Genomic DNA, 14212 nt, shown 5'->3' with positions numbered 1-14212 from the left:
CGGTTGTGGTCGCTCGCTCAGTTCCCCGCGCCCCTGAGACACCTGCTGCCCCACCGTAGGGTGGTGGGTGACGGAGGGAGACGCGGTGGGAACCAGCGCTGTACGGGTGCAGGGGCTCTGGAAGCGGTTCGGGCAACAGGTCGCTGTCGCCGGGGTCGATCTCGATCTGCCCGCGGGCAAGTTCATCGGGCTCGTCGGGCCGAACGGGGCCGGGAAGACCACCACCTTGTCGATGGTGACCGGGCTGCTCCGGCCCGACCACGGGACCGTCGAGGTGGTCGGGCACGACGTCTGGAACGACCCCGTCGAGGTGAAGGCGCGGATCGGGGTGCTGCCGGAGGGACTGCGGCTGTTCGAGCGGCTCTCGGGGCGGGAACTGCTCGCGTACACCGGGCGGTTGCGCGGGCTGCCCGGTGCCGAGGTCGACAAGCGGGCCACGCAGCTCCTCGACGTCCTCGACCTGGCCGGCGCCCAGCACAAGCTCGTCGTCGACTACTCGACCGGCATGCGCAAGAAGATCGGGCTCGCCAGTGCTCTCCTCCACAACCCCGAAGTGCTGTTCCTGGACGAGCCGTTCGAGGGAGTCGACCCCGTCTCCGCCCAGACGATCCGGGGCGTCCTGGAGCGCTACACGGCCTCGGGCGCCACGGTCGTGTTCTCTTCCCACGTCATGGAACTCGTCGAGTCGCTGTGCGACTGGGTCGCCGTGATGGCCGCCGGGCGCATCCGCGCCACCGGCACCCTCGCCGAGGTGCGCGGCGACGCGCCCTCCCTGCAGCGGGCGTTCCTCGAACTCGTCGGCGCCCAGGGCCTGGACACCGGGGCCGAACTCGACTGGCTGGGCGGCGGATCCCGGTGAGCGCCCCCGCGATCACCCCTGTCTTCGTCCGGTTGAAGCTGTCGCTGCTGCGGGGCGGGCTGCGGCAGTCCGGCGGGCGGAAGGCCGCCTACATCGCGTCGGCCGTCTGCGCGCTGCTGTTCGCCGCACTGCAACTGATCGGCCTGATCGCACTGCGCGGGCACGCGCACGCCGCGTCGGTGGTCGTCCTGGCGGTGGCGGTGCTGGGGCTCGGCTGGGCGGTGATGCCGCTGTTCTTCCCCGGCGGGGACGAGACCCTGGACCCGACCCGCCTGGTGATGCTGCCGCTGCGGCCCCAGCCGCTGGTGCGGGCCCTGCTCACCGCCTCCCTGGTGGGCATCGGGCCGCTGTTCACGCTGTGCCTGCTGGTCGGGTCCGTGGTCGCGGTGGCCGAGGGCGGGGCCGCGTTCGCCGTCGGTGCCGTCGCCGTCGTGCTGGCGCTGCTGGTGTGCGTGGCCCTCGCGCGGGCCGTCGCCGCCGCCAACGTGCGACTGCTGACCAGCCGCAAGGGGCGGGACCTCGCGGTGCTGAGCGGACTCGTCATCGCGATCGGGGCGCAGGTCGTCAACTTCGGCGCACAGCGGCTCGGGACGTCGGGGCTGGGCGAGCTCGAACCGGCGGCGGACGTGCTGCGGTGGGTGCCCCCGGCCTCGGCGATCGGAGCCGTGCACGCGGTGGGTGAGGGGTCGTACGGACACGCCGTCGCCCAACTCGCGCTGACCGCCGCCGCGCTGGCGGCACTGCTCGCCCTGTGGTCGCGGCATCTGACCCGGCTGATGACCTCACCCGACGGCTCGACGCTGCCGGCCGCCGGGTCGGCCGCCCGGAAGCGGACGTCGGCCGGGCTCGGACGGCTGCTGCCGGCGGGCCGTACGGGCACCGTCATGGAGCGCAGCCTGCGGTACATGTGGCGCGACCCGAAGACCAAGACGGCCTGGGTGACGTCGCTGGCGATCGGACTGATCGTGCCGGTGTTCAACGCCTGGCAGGGCACCGGGTCGGTGTACTTCGCGTGCTTCGCCGCCGGGATGCTCGGCATCCTGATGTACAACCAGTTCGGGCAGGACACCTCCGCGTTCTGGATGGTCGCGATGACGATCTCCTCGACCCGTGACGCCTACGTCGAGCTGCGCGGCCGCGCGTACGCCCTGTTGCTGATCACCCTGCCGTACGCCACGCTCGTGACCGTCGTGACGGCCGCGATGCTCGGCGACTGGGGGCGGCTGCCGGAGGCGCTGGGGCTGTCCTTCGCGCTGCTCGGCGCGATGCTCGCGACCGGCGCGTGGGCCTCCGCCCGCTTCCCCTACTCCATCCCGCAGGAGGGCTACAAGAACGTCGCCCCCGGGCAGACCGGGCTCGCCTGGATCTCCCTCTTCGGCGGGATGATGGCGGCCGCCGTGCTGTGCTTGCCCGTCATCGCGCTCACGATCTGGCTGAACGTGAGCCCCGGCGGCGACGCCTACACGTGGCTGCTGCTGCCGGTGGGCACGGCGTACGGGGTGGCGCTCGCGGCGGCGGGGCTGCGGCTGTCCGCTCCGCGGACGGCTCGGCGACTGCCGGAGATCCTGGCGGCGGTCAGCAAGGGGTGACGGAAGGGGCCTGCGTCAGCCACCCGCCAGGGAAGGGGGCCTGTCAGCCCGCCCGGGCACGGAAGGGAGCCTGCGTTCAGCGCCCGGGCATGGAAGGGAGCCTGCGTCAGCCGCTGTTCAGCGAGTCCAGGAACGGCTCTATCGCGGCGCGCCAGGCCTCCGGCTGGTCGTAGTGCACCAGGTGGCCGGCGTCGGCGACCTCCGCGTACTGGCCGCGGGGCAGGACGCGGACCATCTCCTGGGCCTCGGCGCGGCCCAGCTCGCCGTCCAGCCCGCGCACGACCAGGGCGGGGCACCGCACCTGGGCCAGCTCCTCCCAGTGCGCGTCGTACACCCAGGTCTCGCGGGAGCGGAGCATCTGCTCCGGCTCGAAGACGGGGCGCCAGCCGTCCGGGGACTCGGCCATCACCTCGGCGTAGAACGCGCCACGGGCCGGGTTGGGCCGCTCCACCCACGGGTCGTCCTCGCCGAACCACTTGCGGACGTCGGCGAGCGTGGCGAAGGGCAGGGGCCAGGACTTGAACCACTGGTCCCACTCGCGCTGCGAGGCGGCACCGAGGGCGGAGGCCCGCATGTCGCAGATGATCAGCCCGCGGACCAGGTCGGGACGCCGGGCGGCGAGCTGCCAGGCGGTCAGCGCGCCCATGGCGTGGCCGATGAGGACGACCGGGGCGAGGCCGAGCTGCTCCAGCGCGGACTCGGCGTCGTCGACGTAGGCACCCCGCGTGAAGGACCCCTGCGGCGGCTTGTCGCTGCGGCCGTGGCCGCGCTGGTCGAGAGCGACCGGGCGGTACCGCTCGGAGAGCCAGCGGGCGGTGGACGCCCAGTGCGAGGCGCGGCCCATCAGGCCGTGCAGTAACAGCACACCCGGGGAGCCGTCCGGCGCGGGACGCGCCCCCTGCGCGCCCTGCGCGTCCCGTGTCTCCTGGGCCGGATCGGGCTTGGGCGGGTCGCCGAACTCCCAGGCGGCGAGGCGTACGCCGCCCGTCCCGGTCACGTCGATGCGTCGCGCCATGTCCTGGCACCCCCCAAGCTTCGCGCGGACCGGGGCCCTTCGAGCCGGTCGGTCCTGTGAACCGTGTTCCTGCTGTGCCTTCTGCCCTGCTTGTTGCCGTACCTGCCCGGTGCACTCGTGCCGAGCGCCACCCGCAGACTATCGAATGGACATTCGAAGATGCCGTTCTCGCGGGCAACACCCCTCGTTCGAGTGACCATCCTCGGGGATTGATCGCGGCCCCCGAGGGGAGATCTTCAGCGGGAGGCGGACCGCTCGGGGAAACCGGTCCGAGGGGAATGACCCTGAGAGCTCGGGGCTCCGGGTCAGCACAGGGGAGGACAGGCCCCGGCGCCACGCGGCGCCGGGGCCCTCCACTTCTTCACGGCACATCCTCCCGCCCCCTCCCCGGCCGGGTGACATCGCTGTCGGGCCACGGCCAAGAACCCCTCAGGTCATATGCCTCACGCGACAGCGTCGCACGGGAAACGTACGAGCGCTGCCATTCGACGGACTGAATCCCGGAACCAACACGGATCACGCCACCGCCACAAGGGCCCCGCCCGCAACGGGAGTTGGCACCCGGCCAGCCCTGCGCCCGGGCTCGCGGCCCAAGCTCAGCTGGTGACCGGGCTCGGGGCCCAGCTGAGGGCCGGGCTCGGGGCCAAGTCTCGGCCGGAATCGCGGCCCGGTGGCCGGACTCAGGGCTTGGCGACGAACACGTGGGAGGCGACGTCCGACTCCAGCTCGGCCGCCTCGCCGCCACTGCCGACCAGCACGCCGCCCGCCGCCTCCGTCACGCTCACCACCGAGCCGGGCTGCACGCCCGCCCGCCGCAGCGTGTACATCAGCTGCGCGTCCGTCTGGATCGGCTCACCGATCCGGCGCACCACGACCGTCTTGCCCTCGGCGCCCGGGTCGAGGCTGGCCAGCGACACCATGCCCTCGTCCAGGAACGGGTCGGCGCCGTCCTTCTCGCCGAGCTCCTCCAGGCCCGGGATCGGGTTGCCGTACGGCGACTCCGTCGGGTGCCGCAGCAACTCCAGGACGCGGCGCTCCACGGCCTCGCTCATCACGTGCTCCCAGCGGCACGCCTCCGCGTGGACCTGCTCCCACTCCAGCCCGATCACGTCGACGAGCAGACACTCCGCGAGGCGGTGCTTGCGCATCACGCGCGTCGCGAGGCGGCGGCCCTCGTCGGTGAGCTCCAGGTGCCGGTCGCTGGCGACGGACACCAGGCCGTCGCGCTCCATCCGCGCCACGGTCTGGCTCACCGTCGGCCCGCTCTGGTCGAGCCGCTCGGCGATACGGGCGCGCATCGGGACCACACCCTCTTCCTCCAGCTCGAGGATGGTGCGGAGATACATCTCCGTGGTGTCGATCAGTCCGGACATACGTGCCCCTCGAATGAGATCTGCCGGAGGCTGGACAGCTCACCGGCGTGTGCGCTGGCCCTGCACCCAATTCTGCCGGATACCACCGACAACCGTGCCGCGGGAGGGAAAGCAGGGGATTATCCGCCCCCGAGTGAGGGTACGGACTTCTCCTTCGGGCCCTTCCCGACACTCCCCGACACCATCGGCACTCCCCCGGCCCCCGGCACCCGCCGGCACCCGTCGGCACCCGGGCGCGCGGCGCTCACGGCCGTATTGACACCGCACTGGTCCAGACCGCACCGTGATGCGCGACACAAGCCGCCGAGGCCAGCCTGAAGGGACTTCCATGAGCGACCGCGCGCCGGCCGGCCAGTTCCTCGACGCCGCGATCGACCTGCTGCGGCGGGTCCGCGACGAGGAGGCCGACAACATCGCGGCGGCCGGGACACTCCTCGCCGACACGGTCGAGAACGGGGGCCGGCTCTTCGCCTTCGGCGCCGGGCACTCCTCGCTCGCCGCGCAGGACCTCGTATACCGGGCCGGCGGCCTGGCGCTGATGAACCTGCTCGCCGTGCCGGGCGTCGTCGGCGTCGACGTGATGCCCGCGCCGCTCGGCTCCGCCCTGGAACGCGTCGACGGCCTCGCGAGCGCCGTCCTCGGCAACTCCCCGCTCCGCGAGGGCGACGCCCTGCTGATCATCTCCCTGTCGGGGCGCAACGCCCTGCCCGTCGAGATGGCCATGACCGCACGCGCCCTCGGCGTGCGGGTCATCGGCGTGACCTCGGTGGCGTACGTCTCCGGGACGACGTCACGGCACTCCTCGGGTACGTACCTCAAGGACCACTGCGACCTCGTCCTCGACTCGAAGATCGCGGTCGGCGACGCGGAACTCACCCACGACGGCATCCCCGCCCCCTTCGCCCCCGCCTCCACGGTCGTCACCTCGGCCCTCCTCCAGTCCGTGATGGCCACGACGGCCACCGTCCTCGCCGACCGCGGCATCGAGCCCCCACTGCTGCGATCCGGGAACGTGGACGGAGGGCACGACTGGAACGCCCGGGTGATGGAGCGGTACGGGGACCGGATCTTCTACCGCCACTGAGAGGACCGGGACGGGCCGGGAGGACCGGGACGGACCGGGAGGACCGGGAGGACCGGGAGGACCGGGAGGACCGGGACGGACCCGCCAGGCCGGACGGCCCGCAAGGCGGCTCGGGCTCCGGGCACCCTTCCGCGCAGGCCACGCACCACCCGGCCCGCAGAGCATCCCGCGGGTTCCGCCACCCCGCACACCCCGCACCTCAGGCACCTCAGGCACCTCAGGCACCTCAGGCACCTCAGGCACTCAAGCGCACCTCACGCACCGCCGGTCACTCGCGCCGAACGCACCGCCGCCGTACGCCCCGCCCCCGCGTTCACCGCTCCTCCGACATCCCCGCCAGGTCCAGCGCCGCCGCGATCCGTACCCCCACGTCCTCCGCGTACATCGCGTCAGAGCGCTCGAAGGCGCTGCGGCCCGCACCCCGCAGAAACGTCACGACGCCCAGCGTGCGGCCCCGGCTGCGCAGCACCGCGCACAGGGCGTGGACCGCGTCCGCGGGCCACTGCCGGGCCAGGGCCCACACGCGGGCCTCCTCGGGCGGAGTGGCGCCCGCGCTCGCCCTCAGCGCCCCCACGCGCTCCACGCACTGCAGGGCCGGATGCCCCTCGGCATAGCGCACGGGCAGGCCCGCATGACCGGCGAGCTTGCTCGGGCCCGGCGCACCGGACGGCGTCGCGGCGACCCGCACCAGCCGGACCGGACCCTCGGTCTCCGCGTCGACGAGCGCGCCGCCCGCGACCCGGTCGATCAGCGCGTAGTCCGCGAATCCGGCCAGGGCGAAGTCCAGGTGAACGGTCGCCGCCTCCTCCGGGTCCTCGCACTCGGCGGCCGCCCGCGACGCCCGGTGCAACTGCTGCGTACGGAACCGCAGCAGCGACGCCTCCTGCTCGGCCTGCTTGGCCTCCGTCACGTCCTGGAACAACCAGCCCACACCCAGCGGAACCGGCTCCTCCGCCAGCGGCGAGGCCAGCCGCAGGAAGCCGCTGCGCCAGCACCGCCGCTGCTCGCCGTCCGACGCGCGCACACTCACCCACACCTCGGCCGGCGCCGGCGGCGCGCCCTCCGCCAGCACATGCTGCAGCGCGCTCTCCAGCTCCTCCACACCCTGCGACAGCAACTCCCCGAGCGGCCGCCCCAGCACCGACGTACGCCCCGTACCCAGCGCCCGGGCCGCGTGCGCGTTCACCACGGCGGGCCGCAGATCGACGTCCACCAGCACCACACCCCAGCTGGCGTCCTCGAACAGCGCCTCGCTCAGCGCGATCGACCGCTCCAGATCGATCTGCGCGTGCACCTCGCTGAACGCGCAGTACACACCCGCCGGCTTCCCGTCGGGCCCCCGCACCGCCGCCGACTGCGTCCGCACGAGCACCCGCCCGCCGTCCTTCGTCAGCAACGCGAACTCGTGCACCTGCCGCCCCGGCGCGTCCATCGCCGACAGCAGCCGCCCCTCGACCTCCTCGGCATCCGCACTGCGCACGGCCCACCCGGCCAGCCCGCGCCGCCCCACGGCCTCGTCCGCGCTCCAGCCGAGAATCCGCTCGGCCTCACGGTTCCAGTGCGTCAGGACCCCGTCGGCGTCGAAGGCGCACAGCGCCGCGTCCATCCCGTCCAGCAGCGCGGCAAGCAGATCCGAACCATCCGAACCGTCCCGCTCGGGCTCGTCCGGCCCCAGCTCGTCGGTGGTCCCACTACGCCGGGAAGCACTCACCTGGACCCCCTGCAGGCCGCGTCCGCACGTACGGCACGTCGGTTCGCTACTTGCAATCATTCAACTGGAACGTGACCCAGCGCACATCGAGTTCCCACAACATTGAAGGAATCGTTGTACGGCGGCAATCCCCACGTCAACGCCCCCGGGCACCGCCCAGCCGGCAACATCATCAGCCGCTACCCCGCCGGTACCCCTGATCGACGCCGTCACTCGGCCGACGGCACGGCCCCGCCGCCGCTCCCCCGCCGCGCGTACACCTCGATCTCGATCTTCATCCGGGGATCCGCCAGCCCGCACACCAGCATCGTCGCGGCCGGCCGCACCTCACCGAAACACTCCTTCAGCACCGGCCAGCACGGCTCGAAGTCCTCCCGCTCCGGCAGCATGTACCGCACCCGCACGACATCCGCGAACGAGCACCCGGCCTCCGCCAGGGCGGCCCCTATGTTCCGCAGACACTGCCCGGCCTGCTCCACCACGTCCTCGGAGATCGTCATCGCCCCGTAGTCGAACCCGGTCGTCCCCGACACATGCACCCAGTCCCCGTCCACGACGGCCCGGGCATACCCGATCCGCTCCTCGAACACCGAACCGCTGAGAATCGCCTGCCGCTGCGTCATGGAGTCAAGGTCTCAGAAAAACGGTTGATCCGAGGCCGGACGGTTTCTTAGAGTCTCAGGCACACGAGAGAGGAGGTGGTTCGGCAGATGTATGAATACCGGACGCGTGAGGTGGCTGCGGGCTAGCGGCCCGACACCACACACAGTGCGGTGCCGGACCAGCGCGTGAGCGAAACGTGCAGCCGGCCCAATCTCCAGCAGTCACCCGACCCGCGAGTCGCCGGTACGTCCGGCCGGCCCTCCTCTGGAGGACCAGACTCGCGGGTCGTCTGCGTTTCCAGGTCGTCTGCGTTTCCAGGGGGGATGGTGGTGGGTGAGTGGCGCGACGATCGGATCGGGAGCGCCCTGCGAGGTGAGAATCCGGCCGTGATGCGGAGGCTGGACGCCGGGTTCGCGGTGATCGGTGATGTGCAGTTTCTGCCGGGCTACTCGGTGCTGCTGACCGATGATCCAGGGGTGGAGCGGCTGTCGGAGCTGCCCCGGAGCAGGCGGCTGGCGTTCCTGGACGGCATGGACCGGCTCGGAGAAGCCGTCGAACGGGCCTGTCGGCGGGCGGAGCCGGGGTTTCGGCGGGTCAATCTGGAAATTCTCGGGAACACCGACGGGTTCCTGCACGCGCATGTGTGGCCGCGCTACGACTGGGAGCCCGAGGATCTCGTGCGGCTGCCCGTGTGGCTCTATCCGCGGGAGATGTGGAGCGAGGAGCGGTACGCGCTCGGCGCGCGGCACGGCCCGCTGCGGGAGGCGATCGGTGAGGAACTGGACCGGCTCACCGGCTGAGACGTGCGGACGGCCCCACCCGGAGTCGGACGCTGTTGGTGAACCAACAGCATCCGGAGTCGGGTGAGGCCGTGGGTGGGGCGGGTCAGTGGACGATGTCCTCGTAGCCCTCGATCTCGCGGGGGTCGCGGGTGCCCGGGCCGACGTAGCGGGCCGAGGGGCGGACCAGGCGGCCCGTGCGCTTCTGTTCGAGGATGTGGGCGGACCAGCCGGCCGTGCGGGCGCAGGTGAACATGGACGTGAACATGTGGGCCGGGACCTCGGCGAAGTCCAGGACGATGGCCGCCCAGAACTCGACGTTGGTGGCGAGGACGCGGTCGGGGCGGCGGGCGTGGAGTTCCGCGAGGGCCGCCTTCTCCAGGGCCTCGGCGACCTCGAAGCGGGGGGCTCCCAGTTCGCGGGCCGTGCGGCGCAGCACCCTCGCCCTCGGGTCCTCGGCGCGGTAGACGCGGTGGCCGAAGCCCATGAGGCGTTCGCCCTTGTCGAGGGTCTGCTTGACGTAGGCCTCGGCGTCGCCCGTGCGCTCGATCTCCTCGATCATGTGCAGGACGCGGGAGGGGGCGCCGCCGTGGAGCGGGCCGGACATGGCGCCCACGGCGCCGGAGAGCGCGGCGGCGACGTCCGCGCCCGTCGAGGCGATCACGCGGGCGGTGAAGGTGGAGGCGTTCATGCCGTGCTCGGCGGCGCTCGTCCAGTAGGCGTCCACCGCCGCCACGTGCTTGGGGTCCGGCTCGCCGCGCCAGCGGATCATGAAGCGTTCGACTACGGACTGGGCCTTGTCGATCTCACGCTGCGGGACCATGGGCAGGCCTTGGCCGCGGGCGGACTGGGCGACGTAGGAGAGGGCCATGACGGCGGCTCGGGCGAGGTCCGCGCGGGCCTGTTCGGCGTCGATGTCCAGGAGGGGTTTCAGACCCCAGACCGGGGCCAGCATGGCCAGCGCGGACTGGACGTCGACGCGGATGTCGCCGGAGTGGACGGGGATGGGGAAGGGCTCGGCGGGCGGCAGGCCGGGGTTGAAGGCGCCGTCGACGAGCAGGCCCCAGACGTTGCCGAAGGAGACGTGGCCGACGAGGTCCTCGATGTCGACGCCCCGGTACCGGAGTGCGCCGCCCTCCTTATCCGGTTCGGCGATCTCCGTCTCGAACGCGACGACTCCCTCGAGTCCGGGTACGAAGTCGGACATCAGGCGGCTCCTCGTGAGGTAAGTGACAGATGGTGTGATGTGGGGTGGGGCGGACGAACCATGTGTCAACAGCTGGCGATGCGGGCGGCCGTCCGTGGGATCCACGGTCGTGTGCGGCGACTCGCGGTCCCGGCCGGTTGCCCCTGTGATGCCCCGTGCGGCTGGCGGTCACCCAACCGGAACGGCACGGAAACGATATCCCCGAGTGCCACCGTTGGGGAGGGGTCACGGCACTCAGTGCCACTCAGTGACGAAGGACACCGTCCGTACGGCAAGATGACCGGGTGACCGACCGCGACGACGTTCCTTTCGATCTGGCCTCGATGCGCAAGCAGTACCGGGCGGAGGGGCTCTCCGAGACCGAGCTGGCCGCCACCCCCGTCGAGCAGTTCGCGCGCTGGTTCAAACAGGCCGCGACGGACGGCGGGCTGTTCGAGCCGAACGCCATGATCGTCTCCACGGCCGACGCCGAGGGGCGGACGAGCTCCCGTACGGTGCTGCTGAAGCACTTCGACGAGCAGGGCTTCGTCTTCTACACGAACTACGACTCCCGCAAGGCGCGTGACCTGGCGGAGAACCCGTACGTCTCGCTGCTGTTCCCGTGGCATCCGATGGCCCGGCAGGTCATCGTGACCGGGGTCGCACGGCGGACCGGCCGGGACGAGACGGCGGCGTACTTCCGGACCCGTCCGCACGGCTCCCAGCTGGGGGCGTGGGCCAGCGCCCAGTCCTCGGTGATCTCCACCCGGGCCGACATCGACAGCGCGTACGCCGAGCTGGCCGCCCGCTACCCGGAGGGCGAGCAGGTGCCGGTGCCGCCGAACTGGGGCGGTTTCCGGGTGGCCCCGCGGGCGGTGGAGTTCTGGCAGGGCCGCGAGAACCGGCTGCACGACCGGTTGCGGTACGTGGAGCAGGCCGACAGGAGCTGGCGGGTGGAGCGGCTCAGTCCCTGACGGCTCCCAGCGCCTCGTCCAGCAGCCCCGCCCACTGCTCCACCACCCGTTCCCGGCGTGCCGTGTCGTCAGTGAGGAGGTTGGCGAGGCCCAGGCCGCGGGCCATGTCGAGGAGGCCCTGGACGGTTTCGCGGACGCCGGGGACGGATTCGTCGGCGGCGAGGAGGTCGACGGCTATGCGGTGGGTCTCGCGGCCGACGCGGGATTCCAGTTCGGTCACGCGGGGGCGGAGCTGCTCCTCGTTGGAGGCGGCGACCCAGAGGTGGAGGGCGGCGCGGAAGAGCGGGCCGGCGTAGAGGTCGACCAGGGCGCCGACGACGGCGTGGCGGTCGTCGGCCGTGCCCTCGGGAAAGAGGGCGCGCAGGGCCGTGGAGCGTTCCTCGGCGACGTACTCGACGGCCGCGGTGAAGAGGTCCTCGCGGGTCGGGAAGTGGTGCTGGGCGGCGCCGCGGGAGACGCCGGCGCGTTCGGCGACGACGGAGACGGTGGATCCTGCCCAGCCGTGTTCGGCGAGGCAGGCCACGGCCGCTTCCAGGAGCCGCTGCCGGGTGGCCCGGCTGCGGTCCTGCTTGGGGACTCTCTCCGCACGGTCGACCGTGCTCACACCACCCATGCCGGATCCCGTCGTTCGAGGAAGGCCGTCATCCCCTCGCGGGCTTGCGGGGAGGAGAACAGCCGGGCCGAGATCGCGGTCAGGTCCGCCGCGTCGCGGTCGAAGGCTTCCAGCACCCTAGCCGTGAGCAGCCGTTTCGTCTCGGCCAGCGCTTCGGGGGCGGATCTGCGCAGGCCGTCCAGGAGGGGGGCCAGGTCGGTGCGGGCCAGCTCCCAGCGCGCCTCGGCGACTGTGCCGAGGGCGGGCTCCATCTGCTCCCGCACCAGGGCGGCCTTGGCCTCGACGTCGAGGCCGGTGAGCACGAAGACGACCTCGTTGCGGAAGCCACCGAGCTTGTTGAGTCCGACCTTGAGGGTGGGCGGCGGTGCCTCGCCGCGCACGCCCTCGATCCGCACCCGGTCGGGCCCGTCCCGGCCGTTCCGGACGGTGTCCAGCCGGGCGGTGACGTCGGGTCCGGCGTACCGGGCGCCGGACGTCTCGTACAGCAGCTGGGCCGTGACCGTGCCGGCGTCGACGAAGCCGCCGGTGCCGGGGTGCTTGGTGATGACGCAGCCGCCGTCCTCGTGGAGTTCGGCGAGGGGGAAGCCGGGGCGGCACCCGGGCCCCGCAGCAAGCAACGCGACGAACTCAGCCGGCGTCGTCCGCCTCGCGCGCCGCGCGCTCCAGCCGCTGCCGGTGGGCCTCCCACCACGCCCGGTCACCCGGGGCCACGCTGCCCTTGCCCGGGGTCAGCCCGACCGCCCCGTCGATGAGTTCACGCACGATGTCGGCGTGGCCTGCGTGCCTGCTCGTGTCGGCGATCACGCGCACCATGAGGTGGTGCAGCGTCGTCTCGCGCCGCTCCTCGGGCCACCAGGGGACGCGGCCGACCGCGTCCAGCGGTGCTGTCGCGATCGTGCCGTTCGCGTGCTCCCACGCCGTGCGGTAGAGGCCGGTGATCTCCTCGCGCGACTCGTCCGGCGTGGCCCACATGTCGGCGTTGGGCTCGGCGTCCTCGGTGTACCACCAGGACGGCGGGGCGGTGGTGAAGAACGGCCGGCCGAAGGTGTCGCCGAAGTACCCCAGCTCCACCCCGGCGGCGTGTTTGACCAGCCCCAGCAGGTTCGTGCCGGTCGGTGTCAGCGGGCGGCGGATGTCGTACTCCGAGAGCCCGTCGAGTTTCCACAGCAGGGCGTCACGAGCCTCCTGGAGGTAGCGCAGGAGGTCCGGCTTCGGGTCCGGTGAGGTCATGCCGGGCAGTCTTCCAGCCGGCACTGACAACCAGGCCGGCCCGCTTCCCGGCCAGCCCGTGGCCGGCCCGGAGTCAGCCCTCCAGGCTCGTGCTCTCCAGTGCAGCCCGCTTCCGGCGTCCGCGGCCGACCTGGGTGCGGACCGCGCCCATGCTCGCCGCGACGACGAGGGCGATCGCGGCGGCCTCCATGGCGGTGAGGGCCTGGTCGAGGACGAGGAAGCCGGCCGTCGCGGCGAGGGCCGGTTCGAGGCTCATCAGGATCGCGAAGGTGGAGGCGGGCAGGCGGCGCAGGGCGAGGAGTTCGAGGGTGTAGGGCAGCACCGAGGAGAGCAGGGCCACCGCCGCGCCCAGGCCCAGTGTCACCGGGTCCAGCAGCTTCGCACCCGACTCGGCGAGGCCGAGGGGCAGGAAGAGCACCGCTCCGACCACCATCGCCAGGGCGAGACCGTCGGCCTGCGGGAAGCGGCGGCCCGTCCGGGCGCTGAAGACGATGTAGGCCGCCCACATGGCGCCGGCTCCCAGGGCGAAGGCCGCTCCGGCTGGGTCGAGGCCGCTGATCCCTCCCCCGCCGAGGAGGAAGACACCGGCGAGAGCGAGGGCCGCCCAGACGACGTTGACCGCCCGGCGGGACGCGACGACCGAGAGGGCGAGCGGGCCGAGGACCTCCAGGGTGACCGCGGGGCCCAGTGGGATACGGGCGACGGCCTGGTAGAAGAGGCCGTTCATCGCGGCCATGGTGACGCCGAAGACGACGACCGTGCCCCAGTCGGCGCGCGAGTGGCCGCGCAGCCGCGGGCGGCAGACCAGGAGCAGGACGACCGCCGCGACGAGCAGGCGCAGCGCCACGACCCCGAGGGCACCGGCCCTCGGCATCAGCGTCACCGCGAGCGCGCCGCCGAACTGCACGGAGATCCCGCCCGCGAGCACCAGCCCCACGGGCCCGAGTGAGCCGAGCCGGCCCGGGCCGGTGGCCGGTGCGGTGGCGTCGGCGGTCGCTGACGGGGACGTGGTGGCGGTCTCCGGCGGGGTCACGGGCGGGGTCACGGGCGGGTCCTGTGCTCGGGGTTCGGTGTCCGGGTGCGGCGCGTGTGCTCTTCGTGCATCCGGGTGCACTGAACGTACAGCCGGATGAACTGCACAGTCCAGGGTAATGGACTCCGTCAGGTGCGTGAACCTCTTTTGCCTCTGTCTCGGG

Annotated in this window: 13 protein-coding genes and 1 pseudogene; 5 read left to right on the top strand and 9 right to left on the bottom strand. The window is 72.5% G+C overall.

Annotated elements, in window-relative coordinates; genetic code table 11:
* The first annotated feature begins 67 nt into the window (after nt 1-67).
* Together ACZ5TL_RS26105 and ACZ5TL_RS26100 are read left to right on the top strand one after the other, a co-directional pair.
* Nucleotides 68-859, top strand: a complete 792-nt coding sequence (locus tag ACZ5TL_RS26105) for an ABC transporter ATP-binding protein (protein WP_468592740.1) — start codon at nt 68-70, stop codon at nt 857-859.
* Entirely contained in the window at nt 856-2448 is a 1593-nt protein-coding gene (locus tag ACZ5TL_RS26100) for a transporter (protein ID WP_468592739.1), read from the top strand. The genes ACZ5TL_RS26105 and ACZ5TL_RS26100 overlap by 4 nt, the downstream gene beginning before the upstream one ends.
* Nucleotides 2449-2554: 106 nt before the next feature.
* Here the strand turns inward: ACZ5TL_RS26100 and ACZ5TL_RS26095 are convergent, their stop codons facing one another.
* Together ACZ5TL_RS26095 and ACZ5TL_RS26090 are read right to left on the bottom strand one after the other, a co-directional pair.
* Entirely contained in the window at nt 2555-3463 is a 909-nt protein-coding gene (locus tag ACZ5TL_RS26095; RefSeq protein WP_468592737.1) for an alpha/beta fold hydrolase, read from the bottom strand.
* Nucleotides 3464-4143: 680 nt separating this feature from the next.
* Nucleotides 4144-4836 carry a metal-dependent transcriptional regulator gene (locus ACZ5TL_RS26090; protein ID WP_468592735.1) on the bottom strand — a complete coding sequence of 231 codons (693 nt, stop codon included), beginning with the start codon at nt 4834-4836 and terminating at the stop codon, nt 4144-4146.
* Between the two features lie 328 nt (nt 4837-5164).
* On the opposite strand from ACZ5TL_RS26090, the gene ACZ5TL_RS26085 reads away from it, so the two are divergent.
* Nucleotides 5165-5920 carry an SIS domain-containing protein gene (locus ACZ5TL_RS26085; protein WP_468592733.1) on the top strand — a complete coding sequence of 252 codons (756 nt, stop codon included), beginning with the start codon at nt 5165-5167 and terminating at the stop codon, nt 5918-5920.
* A gap of 313 nt (nt 5921-6233) precedes the next feature.
* On the opposite strand, the gene ACZ5TL_RS26080 is transcribed toward ACZ5TL_RS26085, so the two are convergent.
* Entirely contained in the window at nt 6234-7631 is a 1398-nt protein-coding gene (locus ACZ5TL_RS26080; RefSeq protein WP_468592732.1) for a PAS domain-containing protein, read from the bottom strand.
* Between the two features lie 209 nt (nt 7632-7840).
* Entirely contained in the window at nt 7841-8254 is a 414-nt protein-coding gene (locus ACZ5TL_RS26075; RefSeq protein ID WP_468592730.1) for a RidA family protein, read from the bottom strand.
* 303 nt (nt 8255-8557) lie between these two features.
* Between ACZ5TL_RS26075 and ACZ5TL_RS26070 the strand changes: the two genes are divergently transcribed.
* Nucleotides 8558-9034, top strand: coding sequence for an HIT family protein (locus ACZ5TL_RS26070; protein ID WP_468592729.1), 477 nt, complete (start codon nt 8558-8560; stop codon nt 9032-9034).
* Nucleotides 9035-9119: 85 nt separating this feature from the next.
* On the opposite strand, the gene ACZ5TL_RS26065 is transcribed toward ACZ5TL_RS26070, so the two are convergent.
* A complete protein-coding gene (locus ACZ5TL_RS26065) occupies nt 9120-10220 on the bottom strand; it encodes a citrate synthase 2 (RefSeq protein WP_468592727.1) in 1101 nt (366 codons plus the stop codon).
* Between the two features lie 284 nt (nt 10221-10504).
* Between ACZ5TL_RS26065 and pdxH the strand changes: the two genes are divergently transcribed.
* Nucleotides 10505-11173: a pyridoxamine 5'-phosphate oxidase gene (pdxH, locus tag ACZ5TL_RS26060; protein WP_468592726.1), complete on the top strand. Its 669-nt coding sequence runs from the start codon at nt 10505-10507 to the stop codon at nt 11171-11173.
* On the opposite strand, the gene ACZ5TL_RS26055 is transcribed toward pdxH, so the two are convergent.
* The 4 genes and pseudogenes from ACZ5TL_RS26055 to ACZ5TL_RS26040 all read right to left on the bottom strand — a co-directional run bounded on the left by ACZ5TL_RS26055 (nt 11163) and on the right by ACZ5TL_RS26040 (nt 14049).
* Nucleotides 11163-11786, bottom strand: a complete 624-nt coding sequence (locus tag ACZ5TL_RS26055; RefSeq protein ID WP_468592725.1) for a TetR/AcrR family transcriptional regulator — start codon at nt 11784-11786, stop codon at nt 11163-11165. The genes pdxH and ACZ5TL_RS26055 overlap by 11 nt on opposite strands.
* Before the next feature lie 194 nt (nt 11787-11980).
* Nucleotides 11981-12379: pseudogene (locus tag ACZ5TL_RS26050) on the bottom strand (acyclic terpene utilization AtuA family protein); the annotation flags it as partial.
* Nucleotides 12380-12413: 34 nt separating this feature from the next.
* Nucleotides 12414-13016, bottom strand: coding sequence for a DinB family protein (locus ACZ5TL_RS26045; protein ID WP_468592724.1), 603 nt, complete (start codon nt 13014-13016; stop codon nt 12414-12416).
* 73 nt (nt 13017-13089) lie between these two features.
* Nucleotides 13090-14049 (bottom strand): EamA family transporter, encoded by a 960-nt coding sequence (locus ACZ5TL_RS26040; protein WP_468592788.1) that lies wholly within the window; start codon nt 14047-14049, stop codon nt 13090-13092.
* Nucleotides 14050-14212 lie beyond the last annotated feature (163 nt).

The organism is Streptomyces sp. NPDC033136 (assembly GCF_055578235.1).
This window is presented reverse-complemented; position numbering and strand designations above follow the sequence as displayed.